The organism is Komagataeibacter rhaeticus (genome assembly GCF_011611525.1).
GTDB classification, from domain to species: Bacteria; Pseudomonadota; Alphaproteobacteria; order Acetobacterales; family Acetobacteraceae; genus Komagataeibacter; species Komagataeibacter rhaeticus.
The window spans coordinates 1335713-1357523 of record NZ_CP050139.1; the positions used below are offsets into that span (position 1 = coordinate 1335713).

The window sequence follows — 21811 nt, forward strand, 5'->3', positions numbered from 1 at the left end:
GGTTATTACAGGGAGAACCATCATGGCGCGTGCCATTACCAGCCATGCGGCCTGCCTTGCCGCTGCATTGTCCGGCATCCTGATCATGGCGGGGGCCGCGCATGCCCAGCCGGACATGCAGCAGGCCGCCCAGCGCGCCCAGCAGATGCAACAGATGCAGCAGCAGTTCCAGCAGCAGCAGATGCAGTTCCGCCAGCAGCAGGAGCAGATGCACATGCAGCGTGACCAGCAGATGCAGCAGATGCGCCAGCAGTTCGACCAGCAGCAGATGCAGCTTGACCAGCAGGCCCGGCAGATGGGCAACCAGCCCGGCGGCCGCGAACAGATCGAGCGCCAGCGCGAACAGATGCGCCAGCAGCAGGCCCAGCAGATGCAGCAGATGCACCAGCAGTTTGCCCAGCAGGACGAGCAGATGCGCCAGCAGCGCATGCAGATGGACCAGCAGCAGCAGCAACAGCAGATGCAGCAGTTCGGCCAGACGATTCCCTATCAGCAGAACTGGTAAGGCGGGAGCGGGAAGCCTGTCTGTGGCGGTTCCGCCCAACGCGGTGGCATGCCCGCCCGTTCGGACGGGCTGTCACGCCGCAATGCGGGGCAGTTCCACAAGATTTATGGCCACCCCCTGCGCCTGCAGGCTGCGGGCCATGTCGCGTATGCTGTCATGGTGGGTAAACAGCAGCACCTGCGTGGTGCGGGCAAAATCCGCCAGTACCCGTAGCGTGCATTCGCTGCGCGCGTCGTCAAACTGCACCAGCAGGTCATCGGCGACAAAGGGCAGGGGTTCGGCCGCGCGGCAGTAGGTTTCCACGCTGGCAAGGCGGAACGCCAGGAAAAGCTGGTCACGCGTGCCGGCACTCATGTCCGCCACCGGCACATGGCTTCCGTCGTGGCGCTGGCCCAGTACCACCGGGTTGCCCTGTGCATCCAGGTCCGTGCGGATGGCGTTAAACGCGCCCAGCGTGGCAAGGGAGAAGAACTGCCCCGCGCGTGTGACCAGCGGGTCCTGCTCCGCGGAGCGGACATGGTCTATGGCATTGGCAATCAGGTTCCGCGCCAGGGTCAGTTGCGCATATTCCTCCACAATCTGGTGCAGGCTGGCAATGGCTGCCTCGCGCCGGGCCGCCGCCTGCGGGGCGTCGGTATTATGCTCGAAGGCGCGCAGCGCCGTTTCCTCATGCTGCTCGGCGCGCACGGCGTCGTCACGTTGCAGGTCAAGATCCTTCAGCCGGTCGTGCATGCGTGCGGTCTCGGCCCGCAGTTCGGGCAGGTCGCGGCCGTCAATGGCGCGTTCCAGTGCGGCAGGGGACTGGCCCCCTGTCATGCGGGCAAGGGTGTCCAGTGCCCGGGTGTGTTCCTGTGCCAGCCTGTCACGCCGGGCAAGACGGCCGGCAAGCTGTTCAAGTGCCTCGGGGCTTTCGGCATGGGTGCGCGCCAGCAACTGGTCAATCATGGCATGGGCGTGGGACAGGCTGGCCCCGCTTTCCGCCAGGTCCTGACGTGCCCTGGCCAGCGTGGGCAGCAGGGCCTCGCGCTGGTGCTGGCTTTTCTGCGCCGCCTGCCACAACTGCTCCAGCGCTTGGGCCGCCGCCACGCCATCGGCGGGCAGGGGCGCGGGCAGGTGGGGGCGGATTTCATCCATGACCTGTGTCAGGTCCTGCTCGGCCTGCCGGGCCTGAACACAGGTTTCATGCAGTTCGGACAGTCGTTCCAGCTGTGCCGGGGCGGCGGCCCAGTCGGCTGCCAGCGCACAGGCGGCGGGAGGCGGTGCATCGGCCTCCAGCCCGATGGCCTGCATGGCCGTGGCCCATTGTGCCGCCCAGTCCTGTCGTTCCGCCTGCAGGGCGGCGGCCTGCCGTTGCAGGTCAGCCTGTTCGGGCAGCAGGTCATCCAGTTCACGATGCAGCCGGCCATATTCCTCATGCCCGCTGGCATGCTGGCGCAGGGCGGTGGTCACCGCTTCCACGCAAGGCCCCGGTGACAGGGTGGGCGCGATGCCAAGGCGCTCGGCCAGTGCGCGCAGGCCTTCGTGCAGCGTGTCGGGTTTTATGCGGTCTTCCGCCAGCTGGGCCAGTTCGGTCGCGATCTGCGTGGCATCGGATAGCAGCTGCGTCCGGGCGGATACAAAGGCGACCAGCGCATCGGGGGTGGTGGCGTGCGGGGCCGGTACGCGGAATGGTGCGATGAAGGCCCGCCAGTCATCGGCCATCCGGGCCTGTATGTCCGCCTTGGTGCGTTCATGCAGCGTGAGCGTGTCCGCGCAATGCGTGATGTCGTGCCGCAGCCCTTCCAGGCGGGCGATGCGGTCAGCCTGTGCCAGCAGCTGGGCGGACAGGGAATCCGCCCGGGCAATCGCGGCATCCAGCGCCGCGGCCCGGGCGTGGCGGGTGGAGGCGGCGGGACCTGCGGGCGGATTTTCGGGGTCGAGGTAGGCTGCGCGGATATCCTGCCACACCGCGTCACGTTGCCGGCAGGCTTCATCCAGCATGCGGGGGGCCAGCGGACTGCCGGTCTGTTCCAGCCGGGCAAGCTCGGCGGCCAGTCTGGCCTGTCGTGCGCGTTCCGTCGTGCAGGCCGCGTCAAGCCGGTCATATTCGGTGCGCAGGTGGTGCTGGCGTTCGGCGGCCATGCGCGCACCCTCCGGCGGGGGGCAGGGCATGGCGCGCAGGTCTTCCACCGTGGCCGCTCCCAGCGCGCGCAGCCGGGCGGCGAGGGCGGCCTGCCGCCGGTCAAGGGTGGCCGCGCGCATCTCCAGCCGCTTCATTTCCGCCACCAGCCCGGAAAACGGCGCGGAATCGGCATGCAGCGCCACGTCATGACCTGCCGCGCGCAGGCTGGCCATGCGCTGCCGCCTGCGCGCAATGGCCATGTCGGCCTGGCTGATCTGCCGTGCTAGCCCCGTATGCCGGTTGTGCCAGTCGGCCTGTGCGTCGGCCAGATGGCGTATGGCATCCAGGGTTGCGCGGTCGGGCACGGCCTGCCGCAGATCCGCATCCGCCCCCCGGCCCAGCCGCTGGCGCAGGCTGGACAGGCTTTCGTTCATGGCGCGCCGTTTTTCCTCATGCCCGGCATGCAGGTCACGGTTGCGGCGCACGCTCTGGCCCAGGCTGCGTGCGCGGGCGACGGCTTCGTGCAGGGTATTCAGCATGGCTTCGGCAGGGGGGGATGTGGTCTGCCGGACCAGCTGGGTCACCTGGGCCTGTGCCGCCGCATGGCGCGCACGGTCGGCGGCACAGGTTTCCAGCGCGGTGGTTATGGTGGTGGCCATGCCGGGGGGTAGCGGTTCCAGGTCGGCCTGTGCGGCCAGTGCAGCGGCCAGACGGGCAATCTCGTGCAGTTGGGGCAGGGCCTTTTCCAGCTGTTCGTAATGGCTGTGCTGGCGGCGCAGTTCCGTCTGCTCGGCACTTATGGCGGCCCTGCGGCTGCGGGCTTCGTCACGGTCACGGCAATGGCGGTCATAGGCATCATGTTCCAGCGACGCGGCCCTGAGGCTCTGCTGCGCGGCTGTAAAGACATCCAGTTCCCTGTAGAACGCACGCCCCCCCGCCCGGCGGAGCGTGAACAGGGAGGCGCGTTTCGCATCAATCTCGTCCAGCCTGACCATAAGGGCACGCAGGCCCCCGCCCGCTTCCACGATCAGGCGGCCGATATCGCCGTTCGCATGCAGCAGTTCGGCGCCGCCCGTGCGCAATGTCTCGTCATTCAGGCCAAACAGCGCGGCAAAGCGGGCGCGTGTCATGGTCTCGGGTATCAGCAGGCTCTCCGCTACGGCGGTACCCTCGGTGGTGACAAGGGAACGGTTGGTGCGCTTGTAGCGGTTCAGGTCATGTACCTGCCCGTTTTCCAGCACGATACGGGCGCCAAGGCAGATCTGGCCGTTGCCGAAAACCGCCCCGGCGCGCGTTCTGGCCGGGATGCCGAACAGGAAGTCGCCAATGGCGGCAAGGCAGGTGCTCTTGCCCGCCTCGTTCGGGCCATGGATGACATGCAGCCCGCTCCCGTCCCCCAGATCCAGGTCCAGGCCGGGGACCGCGCCATATCGGGTGATCCTGAGTTCACTGATGCGCATCATCGCGCCCTTCGGGGTCCTGCACCAGCGAGAGGGCGAGGTCACGCGCGCGGGCCGGGACATCATGCAGGATGGCGGCGCGCATTTCCTCCCTGCGGGTATGGGCGGGCATGCGTTCGATGACGGCGGTCAGGATGGCGTCCAGTTCCGCCTGCAGTGCCTCGGGTGTTGCCGCAGCGCGTATGTCGGCGGCAATCCGGCCGCCGGTAGAGGGGTCCATGACTGCGGGGCGGGCCGGCGCGCCGGTCCGCAGCTGCAGGCGCTCAAGCCATATCTGGTCCGATATGCCGGCCAGTACGGCCTCGACTTCCTCCTGCACCGCCTGCCTGTCACGCAGCAGGGCGGCATGCAGCGACGTGGTCCCCGCCAGTTCCAGCCGCAGCGCCACCGGGCGTCCCTGTGCCTGCGCCATGATGTCCCTTGCCACGTTGCGGATGCGTGCGTCCATCTCCTCGTGCGTGGCGACCTGCGTCAGGTCCACGCTCTCGCACGCCCAGCGCACGGCATCGAGCACCCTGTGTTCGACCGTGGCCACCGCGCCGCCGCGCACGGTGACCAGGGATGCCCCCTTCGGCCCGGCTTCACGCGCATGCCGCCCCTGCAGGTTGCCCGCATACACCACATACGGGTCCCGGTGCAGGATCTCGCGGGTGTGGACATGGCCCAGCGCCCAGTACTGGTAGCCATGGTTGACCAGCTGCTCGACCGTGCAGGGGGCATAGGTCTCGTGCCCTTCACGCCCCTGGCAGGCGGTGTGCAGGATGCCGATGTTGAACAGCCCCGCTACCGGCGGGGGATACTGGCGCGCAATATTGGTGCGCACGTCGCGGCGGCCAAAGCTGTGGCCGTGCACGGCAACGCCCAGATCCTCCATGATGCAGGTCTCGGCTCCGGTCGTGGCGAAGAGGTGGACGTTGTCCGTCACCCGCAGATGCCTTGCAAAGCGGTTTTCAGCATCATGGTTGCCCAGGATCATGAAAACGCGGATACCCGCCGCCCGCAGCCTGGCCATGCCGCTGATGAAGAACAGCCCGCACTGCGTATCGCGCAGGTCACCGTCAAACACGTCGCCTGCCAGCACCACGAAGCGGCATGCACTTTCTATGGCCAGGCTGACCATGTCACTGAAGGCCCGGCGTGAGGCATCGGCCACAAGGCGGGCATATTCGCCGGATTTTTCCGTAAGCCCGCGCAGCGGGCTGTCAAGATGAAGGTCGGCGGCATGAAGGAAGCGGAATTCGTCCATGCGCGCCATCGTACTTCATTGTTGGCGGATGTAAATGCGCGCCAGGACCGCCCCGTGACGGGCCGGTGGCCGGTCAGGCACCGGGGTCGGTAATGTCGGTGCAGATGTATTTCATGTTCAGGTATTCATCTATGCCGTAGCGTGATCCCTCCCGCCCCATGCCCGACTGCTTGATGCCGCCAAAGGGTGCGACCTCGTTGGAGATCAGGCCGGTATTGTGGCCGACCATGCCGTATTCCAGCGCTTCGGCCACGCGGTGGGCGCGCGCATGGTCGCGGGTGAAGAAATAGGCGGCCAGGCCATATTCCGTGTCATTGGCCATGGCAATGGCCTCGGCTTCGGTGTGAAAGCGCAGCAGCGGGGCCACGGGGCCGAAGGTTTCTTCCCGCGCCACGCGCATGGCCGGGGTTACGTCCTGCAATACCGTGGGCTGGTAGAACAGGTCGCCCGCCGCGTCACGCGCCCCGCCGCACAGTATGCCCGCGCCGTGGGCCACGGCATCACGGACGTGTTCCTCCACCTTGTCGCGCGCCTGCGTGCTGATCAGTGGCCCGATGGCGGCATCCGGGTTGCTGCCCGGCCCGACCCGCAGCTTTGCCACCACGCGGGCGAAGCGGGTGGCGAATTCATCATAAATGCCATCCTGCACCAGAATGCGGTTGGCGCAGACACAGGTCTGGCCCGCATTGCGGAATTTGGCGGCGATGGTGCTTTTGATCGCCTGTTCGATATGCGCGTCATCAAACACGATAAGGGGGGCATTGCCACCCAGTTCCAGTGACAGCCGCTTGAGCGTGGGGGCGGACTGCGCCATGAGGATACGCCCGACCTGTGTGGAGCCGGTAAAGGACAGCTTGCGGATATCGGGGCTGGCGCACAGGGCCTTGCCCAGCGTTACGCCATCGCCTGGCAGGACCTGCAGCAGCCCTGCGGGTACACCGGCCTGTCGTGCCAGTTCCGCCAGCGCCAGCGCCGTCAGCGGGGTCTCTTCCGATGGCTTGACAATCATCGCGCACCCCGCGGCCAGCGCCGGCCCGGCCTTGCGGGTGATCATGGCGGCCGGAAAATTCCAGGGCGTGATGGCCGCGCACACACCCACCGGCTGGCGGATGACACTCAGCCGGGTGGCAGGGTTGGTGGGCGGAATGATATCGCCATAGGCCCGCATGGCCTCGGCCGCGAACCACAGCAGGAAGCTTGCGGCGTAGCGGATCTCACCGGCCGCTTCCGCCCGTGGCTTGCCCTGTTCGGTCACGATCAGGGTGGCCAGGTCATCCAGGCTGTCCATGACCAGATCATGCCAGCGTGTCAGGATGACCTGCCGCTGGGCGCCGGTGCGGTTGCGCCATTCCGCCTGTGCCGTTATGGCCGCCGCAATGGCGTGGGTCACGTCGGGGGTGCCACATTCGGCAACCTGTGCCACCAGCGCGCCGGTGGCCGGGTTGTGCACCGGCCGGCGCGCGCCATCCAGCGCGGGGCGCCACGTACCGTCGATGAATGCGTCCTGGCGGAAAAGGGATGTATTGGCAAGGTTCAGGGCCATGGCGGTCTCCGGTATGGATAATGGGGATGGCTGGCAGGACCGGCGGGGCGGACCGCGTGATGCCGCCAGAATCTGTTGGATGATGGTTGTCCTTTCATCGGGGATTATCCCGGTCAGCGTCAATGGTACAGCAAGCAATGTGAAGGGTTCCGCCTTGCATCCCGCAACCGGCGGAACGCTTCCTTTCCCACGGTCTGGCATGCCGCCGCCGGGCCGGACCCGTCATGTGCCAGGGGAATGCCGGATGCGGCTGGCCGGGCAGACCCGGATGGACGGTGGGGGCCGTCCGTGGCACATGGTGGTGCGCGCTGGCGGAAGGCGTGGTTGACCGGCATGAATAAAGGGGCAGGGTATGTTCTTGCGGCAGTTGACATATCTCATAGCGCTGGACCGCTACCGGCATTTTTCCCGCGCGGCGGAAAGCTGCGGTGTATCCCAGCCCGCGCTTTCGGCGGCGATACGCCAGCTTGAATCCGAACTGGGCATTACCATCATCCGCCGTACGCGCCGCTTTAACGGCCTGACCGATGAAGGCCGGCGCGTGCTGGACTGGGCACGGCAGACGCTGGCGGCACTGGATGGGCTGCGGCAGGAAGCGGCCTTTGCCCAGCAGGTGGCGGGCGGCACGCTGTCCATTGGCGTGATGCCACCGGCACTCCAGGCCATGCCGCCATTGCTGGAAGGCTTCCGCAGCGCCATACCCGGCCTGCACCTGCATGCAAGGCTGGGGTCCAGCGCGGATACCATCCATGGCCTGCGCCTGCAGCAGCTTGATCTGGGGCTGGTCTATCTGGACCAGATCCCGGCCGACGGACCTTTTGAAATCCTGCCGCTCTATACCGAACAGCATGTGCTGGTGGCGGTCGAACCGTTGACGCTTCCGGCCGGGCGGCAGGAATGGGACAGCCTTGCCGACCTGCCGCTGTGCCTGCTCAGCGCGGAAATGCGGACGCGGCAGATCGTGGATGGCGCCTTTCGCAACGCGGGCGTGACCCCGACCGTAATGCTGGAGACGAATTCACTCGAGGTGCTGTATGGCGAAGTGCTGGGTGGCAGGCTGGCCAGTATCCTGCCGGTGGCCGCGTTGCCCACCCATACCGGGCGCAACCGGCTGCAGATCCGCCCGCTTGGTCCCTGTGCCACGCCCGAAGTGGGGCTTGTGCGTCTGGTCCCGGCCCAGCCTACGGCGCTGGCCACGCGGGTATGGGATGTCGCGGCCACGCTGCGGATGCGTGATATCTTCGTGGTGGGCTGAAGGGGCGCGGGGTGTCAGCCCCGCCCTGTGGGCAGAAGGGTAGAAACAAAAACGGCAGGAACCGAAGTTCCTGCCGCAATTGTCAGCCAATCTTCAGATTGACTGCGGAAGACTTGCCGTTACGGCCCCTTTCGAGGTCATACGTCACGGCCTGTCCCTCGTTCAGGGTCTGCTGGCCAGCCTGCTCGACGGCGGAGATGTGAACGAAAGCGTCAGCGCTTCCATCATCAGGCTGGATAAATCCAAAGCCCTTCTGGGCGTTGAACCATTTAACTGTTCCTGCGGCCATGTGTTGGCCTCCTTGCGTAACCGGCACCCACGCGAACATGCGCGGAATCGAGACTTTTCGTTTTATCGGGGATGCCAGAAGGCCGCGTATCGTGGCTGCATTTGAAATCTTGTCCGTAGCTGAAAAGTCCAGCCGTGCGATCCTTGTATAGGGGTGACGCGCAAATAGCACGGGAAATATTGCAAGAGCCGGAAATATTTCGTCCGTGGCACGCCATCCTGATTTTGAGACAGACGTACCCGTTGTGGAAAAACCCGTATGGTTCTCCCGATATCGTTCAGCATGATGACTTTTTTACAGGATGCACCACTGGCGCATCATGTTGTGGTAGATATTGGTCAGGGACAGCACGGCCGGGTCGCCATCGCCCAGCCGTTCGCGCAGCGCCGTGACCTGCATGTCCAGATCGAACAGGATCTGCCTGCGGCTTTCCTCCGCAATCATGGATTGTGACCAGAAAAACGCCGCAAGCCTGCTGCCGCGCGTAACCGGCGTCACGCTGTGCAGTACGGTGGTGGGGTAGAGGATCATGTCGCCCGCCGGCAGCTTGATCGCCTGTTCGTTGCCATTGGCATGCATGGTCAGTTCGCCGCCCTCATAGTCATCGGGGTCGGAAAAGAACAGGGTGGAGGACACATCGGTGCGGATGCGCGTGTGGATGCCACCCGCCAGGATGCCACGGATGGCATTGTCCACATGCGCGCCGAAGCTCATGCCGTTTTCATAGCGGTTGAACAGGGGCGGACTGACCCGGTAGGGCAGCACCGCGCTGTTGAACAGCGCGTTGCGGCCCAGCGCGCGCAGCACGATTTCCCCCAGTTCGCGGCAGGCCGGGGTATCACGCCCGAGCTGCAGGTTGTTCTTGGCCCTGGCTGACTGTACGCCCGCCGTCTCGCGGCCATCGGTCCATGGCGCGCTTTCAAGCACTGCGCGGCAATGGGCCAGTTCATCGGCGGTAAGCAGGGCGGGAATGTGCAGCAGCATGGCAGTGCCTTGGGCATGTCGCGCGGTGGATCAGTACTGCGCCGAGATGTTGAACAGGAACGACCGCCCGATGGAGGGGGTGACCCGGTTGGAGAACAGGCTGCCGTAGTTCAGCCGGTTATCAAGGTTATAGGCGTTCATCGCCACTTTCCAGTGGTTGTCGAAATGATGCGAGACCATGGCGTCGAACTCCACCGTGGCGGGCACGCGTGCCGTGTTGGCCTGGTCCAGCCACACGCCCTGCCGCCAGGTAATGCCGCCGCCGACCGTCATGTTCCACGGCTTGCGCGGCGCGATTTCGTAACTGGTCCATGCCGTGGCCTGATTGTGGGGCACGTACTGGATCTGGCCTCCCTGCTTGGATGTGGTGGAACCGGCCTTGGTTATGGTGGGGTCATACAGCGCATAGGTGCCATAGAACATCCAGTTGCGCATGAGCGTGCCCGATACGCTGAGTTCCAGCCCCTGGTTACGTTCCTGGTCACTGGTCGCGCTTACGTCGCCCGTGCTGGGGTCGGTCTGGACGGCGTTGTTCTTTTCCAGCCGGAACAGGGCTGCGGTAAAGCCGATCCGGTCATGGAAGGCGCTGTATTTGGCGCCCACCTCATAAAGCCTGCTGCGCTCGGGCGCGGCGGTCTGGCTGGAACGTGTCATGGGTTCGGAACTGTTGGTGACATACAGGCTGAGCGGCGTGGTGGATTCCGACCAGTTGAAATACACCATCAGGTTGCTGCGCGGGGTGTACATGATGCTGACGGAAGGGTTGATGGTGGTTTCGTTCTGCCCGTAATGCACATCCGGCGTGGCGGTGCTGCCGCCGGTGGCGCTGTAATGGCTGTTCCAGTTATCCCACCTAAAGCCCGCCTTGACCGACAGGTAATCCGTCAGCCACACCTGATCGGACAGGAAGAAGCCCACATCCAGCGCATCGCTGTCCTTGTAGCACTTGCGGCCCACGCCATTGCCGATATTGACCAGACGGTTGGGATACTGGGCGCAGTCGCCCAGCGTCAGGCCGGGCACATAGGGCGAGGGGTCAAGCAGGCTGGTGCCGGGGCGGTTGGAGCCATAGGCGTAGTTCTGGCGGTGGTCGGTCACGTATTCGATGTCAAACCCGCCGATGATCTCGTGACGGATATGTCCCGTCTTAAGGTGTGCCACACCGGAGAACACATCCTGTATCGACCAGTCGCTCTGCCGGTAGGGTTCGGGGCCCCCCACACCGCCATTGCGCGCCACTACGGCGGAGCCGGGGTTGGATGAGAAAAAATCCGACTGGCAGGTGGAGGAAGCGGCCACGCCATTGATCGTGTTGTTGGTCAGGGTGGCGCCGCTGGAGAAGTTCGAGCACGCTTCCTGCGATGCCGAGAAATAGCGGTGGAATATCCCGCCCCGCATGTCGTTATACAGTGTCAGGATGGGGCTGACCCTGGCCGTCAGGCGGCCGGTGATCATGTCGGTGCTGGAATCGTCCTGATCATAGGTGGTGCCATACCAGTTGGTGCGCCTGACGCCATATTCGGTCACCGGGCGGCCAATGGCACTGGCGGATGAATAGACCACCGGCACGCCGTAATCGGGGATGCGGTTGTCGTTCTGGTGGAAGTATTCCAGCACGAAGGACACTTTCTTGCCCAGCCCGAATGCGATGGAAGGCGCAATGCCCCAGCGGTGGGAATAGATGTAGTCACGCCCCACCACGTTGTTTTCGTTGCCCATGCCGGTCAGGCGGAAGGCGGTGGAACTGCCAATCTGGTAATTCACATCCAGCGTGCCCCGGTAATACGACCCGCTGCCCCCCGAAAAACTGGCCTGGTAGCTGTTGCCCAGATGCGGGGTCTTGGTCACGATGTTGATCGCGCCACCCGTGGTGCCATTGCCGAACACTTCCGATGACGGGCCTTTTATGACCGAGACATGGTCGTAATAGAAACTGTCGCGCGTATAGACGCCAAAGTCACGCAGGCCGTTTTCATAAATATCGTTCTGTGCGGCAAAACCGCGGATCAGGAACTGGTCCCCCGCCATGCCGCCCTCGCCCTCGCCAACCGATGCGGTAATGCCGGGCACGTTCTTCAGGGCCTCATCAAGGGATTTGACATTCTGCTGCTGCATCAGGATCTGGGGCACCACGTTCACGTTCTGGGGCGTGTGCATGGCGTCCTGTGGCATGCGGCTCAGGCCGATGGATTCATGCAGCACGTTCATCGGCGAGGCCGTGACGCGGGTCTGGTCGTACCTGCTGTCGGATGCGTGGTTGTACTGGTCCTGCGCGGGGGGCGCTGGGGATTTCCTGTCCGGCGTGCCTGCCGTATCGCTGGCCCGGGGCGGGGACGTTACCGCATCGGGGGCGGCCCGGGCGCCGGTTGCGGCACAGGCCAGCGCCATGCTGGCGGTCAGCAGGGAGAAGGGCCGTAGCCTGGGGCGGATGCCGGGGCGGGGGGTCTTGTCTGTCATAATTGCAACAGCCTCTTAATTGCAGAATGTTGCAATACATATTGTAATAATTATTCGCAACACGATGGCTGTGTTTCGCCGTCTCCTGTCTCATAATTGCAACAAATTCTTATTATCATTATCAAGGAAAACAGCGAAAAAAGCCCTGCATATTTCCGTATGCAGGGCCGTCATGCAATTTGTGCAATACCCGGTCGGGGTATCAGAGATTGGCGATGACCTTCAGCCCCACCAGTGCCGCATTGGGAATGTGTCTGGTCTCGCCCGGCCGGATCATGTACTCGAATTCCGGCTGCACCAGTATGCCGGGCATGGCGTCGATCGCGTAATAGGCTTCGATGATGTGGGAATCCGTCTGGGGCGCGCGCACCGATGTCCCCAGCGAATAACCGGCCTCATACCGCAGGATCTGTCCTTCCTCCTTGCGGTGGCTGACATGGTACCACGAATACATGATGCCCAGCCGGTCCGTCACGCGTGAGGGGATGACGCCCGCGAAGGACAGGCCGCCATAGGCCTGATCGGAAATGGAGGTGACATGCGGTGTATTGTGGATATAGCCCGCCATCAGGTAGCCGCCGGCCATCTGGTTGCGCCCGCCGCGACGGTAGACCATCTGGTCGCCTTCAAACCAGAACATGTCCATGGGGGCCGAGCGCTGGTGGCCGGCGGCGGTTTTCAGCGCGGCGGGCAGGCCGATCCCGATTTCGTCGGGGTAGCGGGTGGTGTCATGCGCATATCCCAGCACGTAGTGGCCCGGCAGGCGGTTGCGGGTCAGGTAGGGCTGCCATGTGAACTCGACGGGCAGCATCAGGCCGGTCGTGTTCTCCGCCCCCCATGCCCAGCCACTGGGGTTGTCGGACAGGGCGCTGACCGAATAGGCGCCAAGCTGGATGGCGGTATCACGCGTGGGGCGCATGCGGATGCGGCTGCCCCATGTGGCCTTGGGGTACACGCTGAAGCCGGGATCAAGCTTGAGCGCCACGGGCGCCGAGCAGGTGACCATGAACGAGCACAGCAGCGGGGATGTGGCGAACACATGCGTCAGCGCCATACGGCCGAACGTTACATCCAGCCGGTTGTCCAGCAGCTTCTTTTCCGCATAGAAATCAACCAGATGCGCCACCACGTTGCCTGACAGGCCATAGACTTCCTGCAGGTTGACATAATATTCCCCCACCCGGTCGTGGCTTACGGCGTGCCCCGCGCGTTCCATCACCAGGGTATGGACGGACCAGCCCTTTATGCCGGCCATCTTTTCCAGGTCGAAGTTCACCTGCGCGGTCAGTTCGTGCACGTAGCTCATGCCACGTTCCACCCCGCCACTGATCACGCCCATGGCCTCGCCCTTGTAGGTGAAGGCAAAGCTTACCCCATGGTCCCGCAGCCGGTTACGCAGCGGGTTGAGCTGCGGCACCAGGTGCCCGCTGCCCGCGGTTGGCACGTAGTACGGGTCCTCCAGGTCGGTATCATGCTGCGCGTCGATCCACGCGGGCAGGAAGCCCGACGGGCCTTCATGGCGGGTCAGGGCATCCAGCTCGATCTTGTGGAAGGCCTTGCTGTCACCGGGGCTGCTGACGGGGGCCACGCTTATGGTAGCAAGCCCCGCCGAAGGATAGGCCGGCACCCCGCTGGGCGGGATGGGCGTGTTGGGCGGCCGGCGGATGGCCTGGGGCGTGGGGCCAAGGCGTTCGGCATCAAGCGTGTTCAGGCTGATCTGGCTGGCCTGTGACGCGGGGGTCGCGGGTACGGCCGGGACCGCATTGACGGAAACGAGCGAGGGCACCCCCGTCGTGGGGGCAACCTGGGCATGTGCCACCGGCAGCGCCGTGGCGGCCGTGCTGACGGCCAGCAGCCATTTACAGGTATGGGAAAACGGATGGCGTGCGCGCCCGCTGCGGGCATGCCGGATCTGTCTTGTCATGTCTGTTGGTTTTCTCGTGGCCCGGTCATCAGCGACGGGGCATGGGTACGCGGCGGGGATGCCGGGTGAAGCGACGTGCGTCTTTTCAGCCGTGTGGCCGGGGGAATGCGGAACGGGCGGGGACGACGGGCGTCCTGGCGGGTGGAACCGGATCGGTCATGATTTGTTGGGCCATTGTTCTTATTTTTTATGATTGGAGAAGGTGTAGGGTAAAATTATCGAAACGTCAAACGATTTATAATTATATTAATTTTGCACCGCACAAATTGTAATTTTATTTCAGAAATCATTCTTCTTTTAGTTGTTTCCCCAGCATGGTATCGCCCGTTTTCCGGGCCATGCGGCAGGTCGGGAAGGGGAGGACGGTGTGACAGCGCTTGTGCTGCTGGTGGTTGGCCTGGTTGTGGGGGGCGGCGGGGCCTGGTTTGTCCTGAGCCGACATGACATGGCCGGGCGGCTGCCCTATTACCCTGTGGCCCGTGGGGCGGCGGACCCCGTGCAGGGCACGGATGAGGACACGATTGCCGTGGATGACCTGCCCGTGGCCCTGCTGGTGCTGGCACGTAACGGTCGCCTGCTGCATGCCGGTGCCCGTGCGCAGAATGAATTTGCCGAAGGCCTGGGCACCATGATCCGTCACCCCGCCCTGCAGCGCGCCGTGAGCGAATTGCAGCCCGGCAACGTGACCGAGGTCCGTATCGAGGCGGATGTGCCGGTGCGCCGGGTGGTGCAGGCTTTTGTAAAGGCCGCGCGGTGGCACGGGCAGCCTGCCTGCGTGGTTGTCCTGCTGGATGCCACGGCGCGTGACGCGCTGGACCGTGCGCGCAGCGATTTCGTGGCCCATGCCAGCCATGAACTGCGCACGCCGCTTGCCGCCCTGATCGGTTTTATCGAAACCCTGCAGGGGCCTGCCGCCAATGATGCGGTAGCGCGGCAGAAATTCCTGGCTATCATGGCACGGCAGGCAAGCCGGATGCAGCGCCTGATTGACCGGCTGCTCTATCTGTCGCGCGTGCAGATGCTTGAGCACCAGCGCCCGCAGGGACAGGTGGTGGTGGCCGAACTGCTGGGCCGCTTCCGTGATGAACTGCAGGGCAAGCCCGCCGGGGAGCGGGCGGCGCTGGTGGTTCATGATGCCCCGCCGGGCAGCCTGCGTGGCGATGCGGACCAGATTTTACAGGTGCTGGTCAACCTGTGCGAGAACGCCCTGCGGTATGGCAGGCCGCAAGCGCCCGCGGTGGCGCGTATTGAAGTGGGGGCGCAATGGCTGGACACAGGGGGGCTGCTGCTGTCCGTGCGTGATAACGGGCCGGGTATCGAACCACAGCACCTGCCACGCCTGACCGAGCGCTTCTACCGCATAACCCAGCCCGCCGGGCGCAATACGGGGGATCAGGGCACCGGGCTGGGCCTTGCCATCGTGCGCCATATCGTTGACCGTCATGGCGGGCGGCTGGATATAACCAGCGTACCGGGGGAGGGGACCCGCTGCACGGTCTGGCTACCCGGCCAGCCCCCTGTAACCTAGAGACCATTTCAAAATAAACATTTGGGAAAACTGGTAAAAGTTTTTGGTAAAGCTTTTTCCAAAAAGCTTCAGGGAACATCGCCTTTAAAAAAAGCGACACCCGAAAACTTTTATGTTCCCATCAGTGAACTGTTTTCAAAAATACAGCAGGGCATGTCCGGTCGGCCCGCAGCCCGTGATTTCATGCTTGACGGCAGGCGTGCGTGCGTGCTGTGCTTATGGGGCGAGTAGAAGCGGTCTGGACATGGGTCCTGGACATTGCTCCACACCAATCCGTTCCTGATTAGTGGACCGCTGTCATGCAGGGCATATCTTTTTTCAACATATGATCGTTCCGTGACCGGCGGTGTGCATGCCGCCCGTGCCGGTTCCCGCCCTGTATCTGCCATGCCCGTCCCGCAGGAAAAAACTTTCTGCCCGGAGAATATCGCATGTCTGCTTTCCCTGAATATGAACTGGCCGAACTCCAGCGTGAAACCCGGATCGGGGGGGCTGGCACCAGTGTCGCGCGTGACATTCCCCGCATCGACCTGTCCGATTATGCCAACCGCAAGGAAGCCATTGCCGATGCGTTGTGGCAGGCGGCAACGCAGGTCGGTTTTTTCCAGGTGTTCAATCACGGTATCCCCGAGGAGGATATTGACGCCGCCTTTGCCGTTGCAGGGGAATTCTTTGACCTGCCCATGGCGGAAAAGGCGCGGCATGCGCGCAGGCCGGGTTCCAATGCGGGGTGGGAATACCGCGCGCAGGTCCGCCCTTCCACCGGTACGCCGGACAACAAGGAATCCTACCAGATCACCCTGCCGGACATGGCGGGCCTGTGGCCCACCGCCACGGAACTGCCCGGCTTTCAGGCACGGATGTGCCGTTTCGAGCGGCAGAACTGGGAACTGGGCATGAAGATCCTGTCCTGTTTTGCCATCCGGCTGGGGTTTGATTCCGATTTCTTCACCCATAACCATGACCCCGCATCGCCTTATTACCAGAGCACGCTGCGGCTGATCCATTACATGAGCATGGAAAACGCCACGGATGCGGATTTCGACCTGTGGCGCGCGGGGGCGCATTCCGATTTTGACTGCCTGACCCTGCTGCACCAGCGGCCGGGGCAGGGGGGGCTGCAGGTCTGTCCCGGCATGGAAGCCGATGCCCCGGCCTGGACCGACGTGCCGCCGCTGCGCGGGGCGGTCACCTGCAATATTGGCGATATGCTGATGCGCTGGAGCGATGACCGCCTGCGTTCCACCCTGCACCGGGTGCGCATGCCCCGGCGCGATGAATATCTGGGGCCAAGGCTGTCGCTGCCGTTCTTCTGCCAGGCCAACCGCGATGCGGTCATCCAGGGACCATTGAAGAAATATGCCCCCATCACCGCGCGCGATTATCTGGATGAACGCATCCGTGCCAACTACACGCCGCGCCCCTGACCCGGCAGGGGCGGGTCAGATGCCGAAGTAGTTGCGGCGCAGTTCCCTGCGCACGAAATCAAGGAAGAAGCGCGTGCGTGGCGGCATATGCGTGCGGGAGGGGTAGACAGCGTGCAGCGTCACGTCCTCCCACGCATAGGCGCTCAGGCATTCGATCAGCCTGCCGCATTTCAGGTCATCGGCAATGTCCCACAGCACCTTCAGTGCAATGCCCCGCCCGCTGACCGCCCAGTCATGCACCACCTCGCTGCTGGATGTGGCCAGTCGGGGGGTGACATGGACCTCCTTGCGCACCCGCCCATCCAGATAGACCCATTCATTGAATATGCGCTGGCGTCGGATCAGGCAGATGCAGTCATGCTTGAGCAGGTCGTGCGGGGTGGCGGGCAATCCCTTGCGCGCGCAGTATTCGGGGGAGGCACAGACCACGCGGCGGCTGTTGAGCAGGCTGGTGGTCATGACCTCCTGATCGGTGGGCATGCCGGGGCGGATGGCAATGTCCAGCCCGTCGTCAATCACGTCCAGCCCGGCATCGGACAGGATAAGGTGCACGGTCACCTCGGGGTACTGCTCCACGAATGTGGCGACCACGCCCGCCAGCATCTTGCGCCCCAGTTCCGATGGCACGCCCACGCGCAGCAGGCCGTGCGGCCTGTCGGCGCGCGCGGTCAATTCGGCCTCGGCTTCCTCCACGTCATGCATGATGCGCACGGCGTGCTCATGCAGGCGCTGGCCTTCCGCCGTAAGGGCAAAATGGCGCGAGGTGCGGGTGACAAGCCGCGTGCCAAGCCGGGCCTCCATCGCGCTCAGCCTGCGGCTCATGGCGGCGGGTGACATGCCCATGGCCCGCGCGCAGCCCGCAATGCTGCCGGCTGCGGCCAGGATGCAGAAAAACTTCAGGTCACTGATCTCGTCGCGCATGGGGCGGCTGTTCCATGATTGCGTGGCACGTACGGTTGGCATGCGGCCACGTGCCCTACACGAATATGTGCAGAACCGTATCCTGCGCATTCTTTCGGGTTCTCGCAACGTCGGATCGTTCATGTCGGATACAGCACACTTCCCGGGGCAGGTCCCCCTTCATACCGCCCTGTCCGGCAGGGAACTCCTGGACTGTCCTGTTCTGAACAAGGGAAATGCATTTGACCGGCGCGAGCGTGACCTGTTCGGGCTGCATGGCCTGCTGCCCGCGCGCATCGCAACCCTGGCCGAACAGGTCGATCTGGCCTGCATGCGGCTGGCGGCACTGCCGGACAATTTTGCGCGACATATTGCGCTGCGCGAAATCCAGGACAGGAATGAAACCCTTTTCTACGCCATTATCGACCAGGCGCCCGAATCCTGGCTGCCCATCATCTACACGCCCGCCATCGGCCGCGCCTGCCAGCAGTTCAGCCAGATCTGGACCCGCCCGCGCGGCCTGTTCCTGAATTACACAGACCGGGGCCGTATTGCCGAAATCCTGGCCAGCCCGCAATGGGATGGCGTGCGCGTGATCGTGGCAAGCGACGGCGGCAGCATTCTGGGCATCGGTGACCAGGGGGCCAACGGCATGGCCATCCCCATTGGCAAGCTGTCGCTCTATACCGCCTGTGGCGGGCTGGACCCGGCATGCGCGCTGCCGGTCCTGCTGGATGTGGGCACGGACAACGCGGCCCTGCTGGCCGACCCGGACTATATCGGCTGGCGGCACGCACGGGTGCGTGGCGCGGAATACGATGCCTTCATTGCCGAGTTCGTCACCGCCGTGGCCGCGCGCTGGCCCGATATCGCCCTGCATTGGGAGGACCTGTCGGGTGCTGACGCGCTGCGCATCCTGCGCCGCTACCGGGGAAGCCTGTGCACCTATAATGATGACATACAGGGCACCGCCGGCGTAACCGCGGGCGCGCTGCTGGCCGCGATCCGGGCAGGGGCCGCGCCACTGGCTGACCAGCGCATCGTCATCTTTGGCGCGGGTGGCGCGGGCTGCGGCATTGCCGACCTGCTGGCGCAGATGATGGTGCGCGCGGGCATGGCGGCACATGAAGCCCGCAGCCGCTTCTTCATGGTCGACATCAACGGGCTTGTGCGCCACGGCATGGAAGGCGTGACCGAGGGGCAGATGCCCTTTGCCCAGCCTGCCGACGTGGCGGCGGACTGGCAGGTGGCGGACCCGGCGCATGTCACCCTGGCCGAAGTGATGGCCCATGTATGCCCCACCACGCTTATCGGGACATCGGGGCAGGGCGGGGCCTTCACGCGCCAGATCGTGGCCCCCATGGCCCGGCAGGCCGCACGCCCGGTCGTTTTTGCCCTGTCCAACCCTACCGCCAATATCGAGGCCCTGCCCGCCGACCTGCTGGAATGGACCGATGGCCGCGCCATTATCGGTACCGGCGGTCCGTTCGCGCCCGTAACCCATGCGGGCCGGACCCGGCCGGTGGACCAGATCAACAATTCCTATGTCTTTCCCGGCGTGGGGCTGGCGGTCATGGCGGGTGGCATTACGCGCATGACCGATGGCATGTTCCTGGCTGCGGCGGATGCGCTGGCCGGGCTGTCTCCCGCCGTGGGGGCCGGTGGGGGACATGATGCAGCCCTGCTGCCGCCGGTCTCCGCGCTGCGCCCTGTGGCCATGGCGGTCGCGCGCGCCGTGATCCGTCAGGGACAGGCGGAAGGGGTCGCCCCCGCCATGCCCGAAACAGGGATTGGGGCGATGCTGGCGGCGGCCATGTGGTCTCCGCGCTACCGCCCGTATGAAAAAACGCCACCTGCCCGTCCCTGATCCACCAGGAGCCCTTTGACCGACCGCATTCCCCCACGGGAAGTGGACCATGTCCGCCATGCTGATACGACGGACAGGAGCATATGGAAATATCCCGCTTTGTAGCCGATCCGGTTGCGCGCCTGCGCTGGCCGGCGGCCAGTCCTTTCATGCCACGCTGGCTGTTCTGCCCCACGCCACAGGCCGTGGGCTTCGCGCTGCGCAACACGCTGGCCTCCCTCATCGCCCTGGCCATTGCATTGTGGATGGAACTGGACAGCCCGCAATGGGCCGTGGCCACGGTGTGGTCGGTGGCCCAGGTACGGCGGGGCGAAAGCATGTCCAAGGCACGCTGGCGCATCGTGGGCACGCTGGTGGGGGCCGTGGCGGCGGTGGTGTTCATCGCGGCCTTCCCGCAGCAGTCATGGCTGTTCTTTCCGGCCGTGGCGGCGTGGATCGGGCTGTGCAGCTTCCTGGCCACCTTCTGCCTGAACTTCCGCTCCTATGCCTTCGTGCTGTCGGGTTACACATGTTCCATCATCGCGGTGGCGGCGGCGTCCGCGCCGGATGACGTGTTCTTCATCGGCGTCTCGCGCGCCACCTATATCGTGCTGGGGGTGGTGTGCGAGGCGGCGATCGCCACGCTGTTCACGCTCAACCTGTCCACCCGGGCGCGGGCGGCCATGGTGGCGCAGGTGGAGGACGTGCTGCACCGGCTGGCCACCCTGCTGCGTGAGATCGTGCTGCATGACCGTGACACGCTGGTCCATGCCGGTGAGTTCTCGAACATGCTGGTCTCCGTGCATCAGGGGCTGGAGTTCCCGGCCATCGAGATGGGGCGGCAGGTGCATGCGGGTGATCATGCCCGCGCCGTGCTGGCGGAGGTTTCCATCCTTGTCACCCGTCTTGTCGGCCTGTCCGGCGGGGCGGAACGGGCCATGCTGAGTGATGACGGGATACTGGCCGATACACGCGGCCAGCTGCTGCATCTGTGCGACCGGCTGGCTACCGCCCGGCTGAAGGCAAGGGCGCTGGACGACCTGCACGCACAGGCCGCACACCTGCGCACCCTGTTCGAGCAGCGGGCGGCAACAGGCACGCAGGAGATGGGGCGCATCACCCATGGCGTACTGGCGGCCGCGATGGGGGATATGGAGGAGGCGCTGGCACATTGCCACGCCATTTACCGCCCGCCCCCGCATGACCATTTCCGCTTCCATCTGGGCGGGCACCGCGATATCCGCCTTGCGTTCCATAACGGCCTGCGCGGGGCCGTGGCCATCATGCTTGCGGCCCTGGTGTACGAAGTCACGGCCTGGCCCGGCGGCATGGGGTTCATTGCCATTACCACGCTGGTCTGCGGGCTGTTCGCCACGCGGGAGAACCCGGTGGTGGGCACCACGCGCTTCCTGTCGGGGGCCGTATGGTCGGCCGTGGCGGCGGGCTTCCTTGACCTTGGCGTGCTGCCTTACCTGAGTGATTATGAGGAATTCGCCTTCGTGCTGGGCATTTTCCTGTTCGTGGGGGGGCTGGCCAAATGCAGCCGGGGCACGGCGGGGGCGGCGGCCGCCTACGGGCTGCTCATGCCCAACCTGCTCATGCCCGGCAACCAGAGCCGGGTGGACGAGGTAACGTTCCTGAACGGCGCATGGCATACGGTGCTGGCAGTGGGGCTGAGTGTCCTGGTGTTCCGCCTTGTGCTGCCGTTTCGCGCGCGCGATGAGCGGCTGCGCTTTGGCCGGCACATGCGTGGTGAACTGCGGCGGCTGTGCCTTGTGCCGCTGCCGCCTTCGCCCCAGTGGTGGATCGGGACCAGCGTGGACCGGATCGGGCGCATGGTGCGGCATGCGGCCCAGGCGGGGGATCACGGGGCGGCGGGGGATATCCGGCTCATGCTCATGTTCTCTTCCGTCGGGCTGAATATCCTGCTTCTGCGCCAGCTCAAGCGCCAGCGGCGTGATGCGGTGTCGGCGGTCATAACCGCGCTGCTGCGCGCGCTGGTGCGCTACAGGGTGGCAAGCCCGCGTGGCATTGCCGTCGTGCGCGCGGCGCGCAGGCGGCTGGCGCGCATGGAACGGGCCGATCCCGGCAACGGCAGGCTGCTGGAGGTACTGGCCTGCCTTGATGGCATTGGCCGCACGGCCTCGGCCTGTGTCGCGGCCATGGCGGCCGGGGTGGAATGAAGCCCGGCCCATGCCGGTGCCCTCACATTTATCTGTCCCGGACCCGGCAGGCCACGGTGGTCGTGGCGGTAGGCAGGCGGCCAGACCCATGTTAGGGCAGGGAGACGGCATTTTTTGTAATGGCCGGGCCGGCTGCGTGCCGGTCCGGAAGGGATGAAAACGC

At 64.8% G+C, this 21811-nt stretch carries 14 protein-coding genes; 6 read left to right on the plus strand and 8 right to left on the minus strand.

The window, feature by feature from the left end; translation table 11 throughout:
* Positions 1 to 22 precede the first annotated feature (22 nt).
* Positions 23 to 505 (plus strand): hypothetical protein, encoded by a 483-nt coding sequence (locus GWK63_RS06100; RefSeq protein WP_039998739.1) that lies wholly within the window; start codon positions 23 to 25, stop codon positions 503 to 505.
* Between the two features lie 72 nt (positions 506 to 577).
* Here GWK63_RS06100 and GWK63_RS06105 read toward each other — a convergent pair whose 3' ends face one another.
* From GWK63_RS06105 to GWK63_RS06115, 3 genes are all read right to left on the minus strand, one after another.
* Positions 578 to 4069: an AAA family ATPase gene (locus GWK63_RS06105; RefSeq protein ID WP_223846661.1), complete on the minus strand. Its 3492-nt coding sequence runs from the start codon at positions 4067 to 4069 to the stop codon at positions 578 to 580.
* Positions 4053 to 5321, minus strand: a complete 1269-nt coding sequence (locus tag GWK63_RS06110) for a metallophosphoesterase family protein (RefSeq protein ID WP_007398095.1) — start codon at positions 5319 to 5321, stop codon at positions 4053 to 4055. Before GWK63_RS06110 ends, GWK63_RS06105 begins: the two co-directional genes overlap by 17 nt.
* A gap of 64 nt (positions 5322 to 5385) precedes the next feature.
* Positions 5386 to 6855 (minus strand): NAD-dependent succinate-semialdehyde dehydrogenase, encoded by a 1470-nt coding sequence (locus GWK63_RS06115; RefSeq protein WP_007398096.1) that lies wholly within the window; start codon positions 6853 to 6855, stop codon positions 5386 to 5388.
* A 352-nt stretch (positions 6856 to 7207) separates the two neighbouring features.
* On the opposite strand from GWK63_RS06115, the gene GWK63_RS06120 reads away from it, so the two are divergent.
* Positions 7208 to 8110: a LysR family transcriptional regulator gene (locus tag GWK63_RS06120; RefSeq protein WP_039998740.1), complete on the plus strand. Its 903-nt coding sequence runs from the start codon at positions 7208 to 7210 to the stop codon at positions 8108 to 8110.
* Positions 8111 to 8192: 82 nt separating this feature from the next.
* Here the strand turns inward: GWK63_RS06120 and GWK63_RS06125 are convergent, their stop codons facing one another.
* The 4 genes from GWK63_RS06125 to GWK63_RS06140 form a co-directional block, all read right to left on the minus strand.
* On the minus strand, positions 8193 to 8399 hold the full coding sequence (locus tag GWK63_RS06125; protein WP_007398099.1) for a cold-shock protein: 207 nt from the start codon (positions 8397 to 8399) through the stop codon (positions 8193 to 8195).
* A 294-nt stretch (positions 8400 to 8693) separates the two neighbouring features.
* Positions 8694 to 9383: a Fe2+-dependent dioxygenase gene (locus tag GWK63_RS06130; protein ID WP_007398100.1), complete on the minus strand. Its 690-nt coding sequence runs from the start codon at positions 9381 to 9383 to the stop codon at positions 8694 to 8696.
* A 30-nt stretch (positions 9384 to 9413) separates the two neighbouring features.
* On the minus strand, positions 9414 to 11840 hold the full coding sequence (locus tag GWK63_RS06135) for a TonB-dependent receptor (protein ID WP_034932644.1): 2427 nt from the start codon (positions 11838 to 11840) through the stop codon (positions 9414 to 9416).
* Between the two features lie 202 nt (positions 11841 to 12042).
* On the minus strand, positions 12043 to 13764 hold the full coding sequence (locus GWK63_RS06140; protein ID WP_007398102.1) for a carbohydrate porin: 1722 nt from the start codon (positions 13762 to 13764) through the stop codon (positions 12043 to 12045).
* Positions 13765 to 14131: 367 nt separating this feature from the next.
* On the opposite strand from GWK63_RS06140, the gene GWK63_RS06145 reads away from it, so the two are divergent.
* Together GWK63_RS06145 and GWK63_RS06150 are read left to right on the plus strand one after the other, a co-directional pair.
* Positions 14132 to 15292 carry a sensor histidine kinase gene (locus GWK63_RS06145; RefSeq protein WP_034932669.1) on the plus strand — a complete coding sequence of 387 codons (1161 nt, stop codon included), beginning with the start codon at positions 14132 to 14134 and terminating at the stop codon, positions 15290 to 15292.
* 431 nt (positions 15293 to 15723) lie between these two features.
* A complete protein-coding gene (locus GWK63_RS06150; protein WP_007398105.1) occupies positions 15724 to 16719 on the plus strand; it encodes an isopenicillin N synthase family dioxygenase in 996 nt (331 codons plus the stop codon).
* 15 nt (positions 16720 to 16734) lie between these two features.
* Here GWK63_RS06150 and GWK63_RS06155 read toward each other — a convergent pair whose 3' ends face one another.
* Entirely contained in the window at positions 16735 to 17682 is a 948-nt protein-coding gene (locus tag GWK63_RS06155; protein WP_223846662.1) for a LysR family transcriptional regulator, read from the minus strand.
* Between the two features lie 79 nt (positions 17683 to 17761).
* Between GWK63_RS06155 and GWK63_RS06160 the strand changes: the two genes are divergently transcribed.
* Positions 17762 to 19486, plus strand: a complete 1725-nt coding sequence (locus GWK63_RS06160; RefSeq protein WP_039998817.1) for an NAD-dependent malic enzyme — start codon at positions 17762 to 17764, stop codon at positions 19484 to 19486.
* A gap of 83 nt (positions 19487 to 19569) precedes the next feature.
* The gene (locus tag GWK63_RS06165) at positions 19570 to 21648 is read left to right on the plus strand and encodes an FUSC family protein (protein WP_007398108.1); all 2079 of its coding nucleotides are present in this window, start codon (positions 19570 to 19572) and stop codon (positions 21646 to 21648) included.
* The last annotated feature ends 163 nt before the right edge of the window (positions 21649 to 21811 follow it).

Excerpts from the sequence above, each read along its gene's own strand:
- GWK63_RS06130 (WP_007398100.1), bottom strand. The coding sequence starts at position 9,383 with ATGCTGCTGCACATTCCCGCCCTGCTTACCGCCGATGAACTGGCCCAT.
- GWK63_RS06115 (WP_007398096.1), bottom strand. The coding sequence starts at position 6,855 with ATGGCCCTGAACCTTGCCAATACATCCCTTTTCCGCCAGGACGCATTC.
- GWK63_RS06120 (WP_039998740.1), top strand. The coding sequence starts at position 7,208 with ATGTTCTTGCGGCAGTTGACATATCTCATAGCGCTGGACCGCTACCGG.
- GWK63_RS06100 (WP_039998739.1), top strand. The coding sequence starts at position 23 with ATGGCGCGTGCCATTACCAGCCATGCGGCCTGCCTTGCCGCTGCATTG.
- GWK63_RS06135 (WP_034932644.1), bottom strand. The coding sequence starts at position 11,840 with ATGACAGACAAGACCCCCCGCCCCGGCATCCGCCCCAGGCTACGGCCC.
- GWK63_RS06140 (WP_007398102.1), bottom strand. The coding sequence starts at position 13,764 with ATGACAAGACAGATCCGGCATGCCCGCAGCGGGCGCGCACGCCATCCG.
- GWK63_RS06155 (WP_223846662.1), bottom strand. The coding sequence starts at position 17,682 with ATGCCAACCGTACGTGCCACGCAATCATGGAACAGCCGCCCCATGCGC.
- GWK63_RS06110 (WP_007398095.1), bottom strand. The coding sequence starts at position 5,321 with ATGGCGCGCATGGACGAATTCCGCTTCCTTCATGCCGCCGACCTTCAT.
- GWK63_RS06165 (WP_007398108.1), top strand. The coding sequence starts at position 19,570 with ATGGAAATATCCCGCTTTGTAGCCGATCCGGTTGCGCGCCTGCGCTGG.
- GWK63_RS06150 (WP_007398105.1), top strand. The coding sequence starts at position 15,724 with ATGTCTGCTTTCCCTGAATATGAACTGGCCGAACTCCAGCGTGAAACC.
- GWK63_RS06105 (WP_223846661.1), bottom strand. The coding sequence starts at position 4,069 with ATGATGCGCATCAGTGAACTCAGGATCACCCGATATGGCGCGGTCCCC.
- GWK63_RS06160 (WP_039998817.1), top strand. The coding sequence starts at position 17,762 with ATGTCGGATACAGCACACTTCCCGGGGCAGGTCCCCCTTCATACCGCC.
- GWK63_RS06125 (WP_007398099.1), bottom strand. The coding sequence starts at position 8,399 with ATGGCCGCAGGAACAGTTAAATGGTTCAACGCCCAGAAGGGCTTTGGA.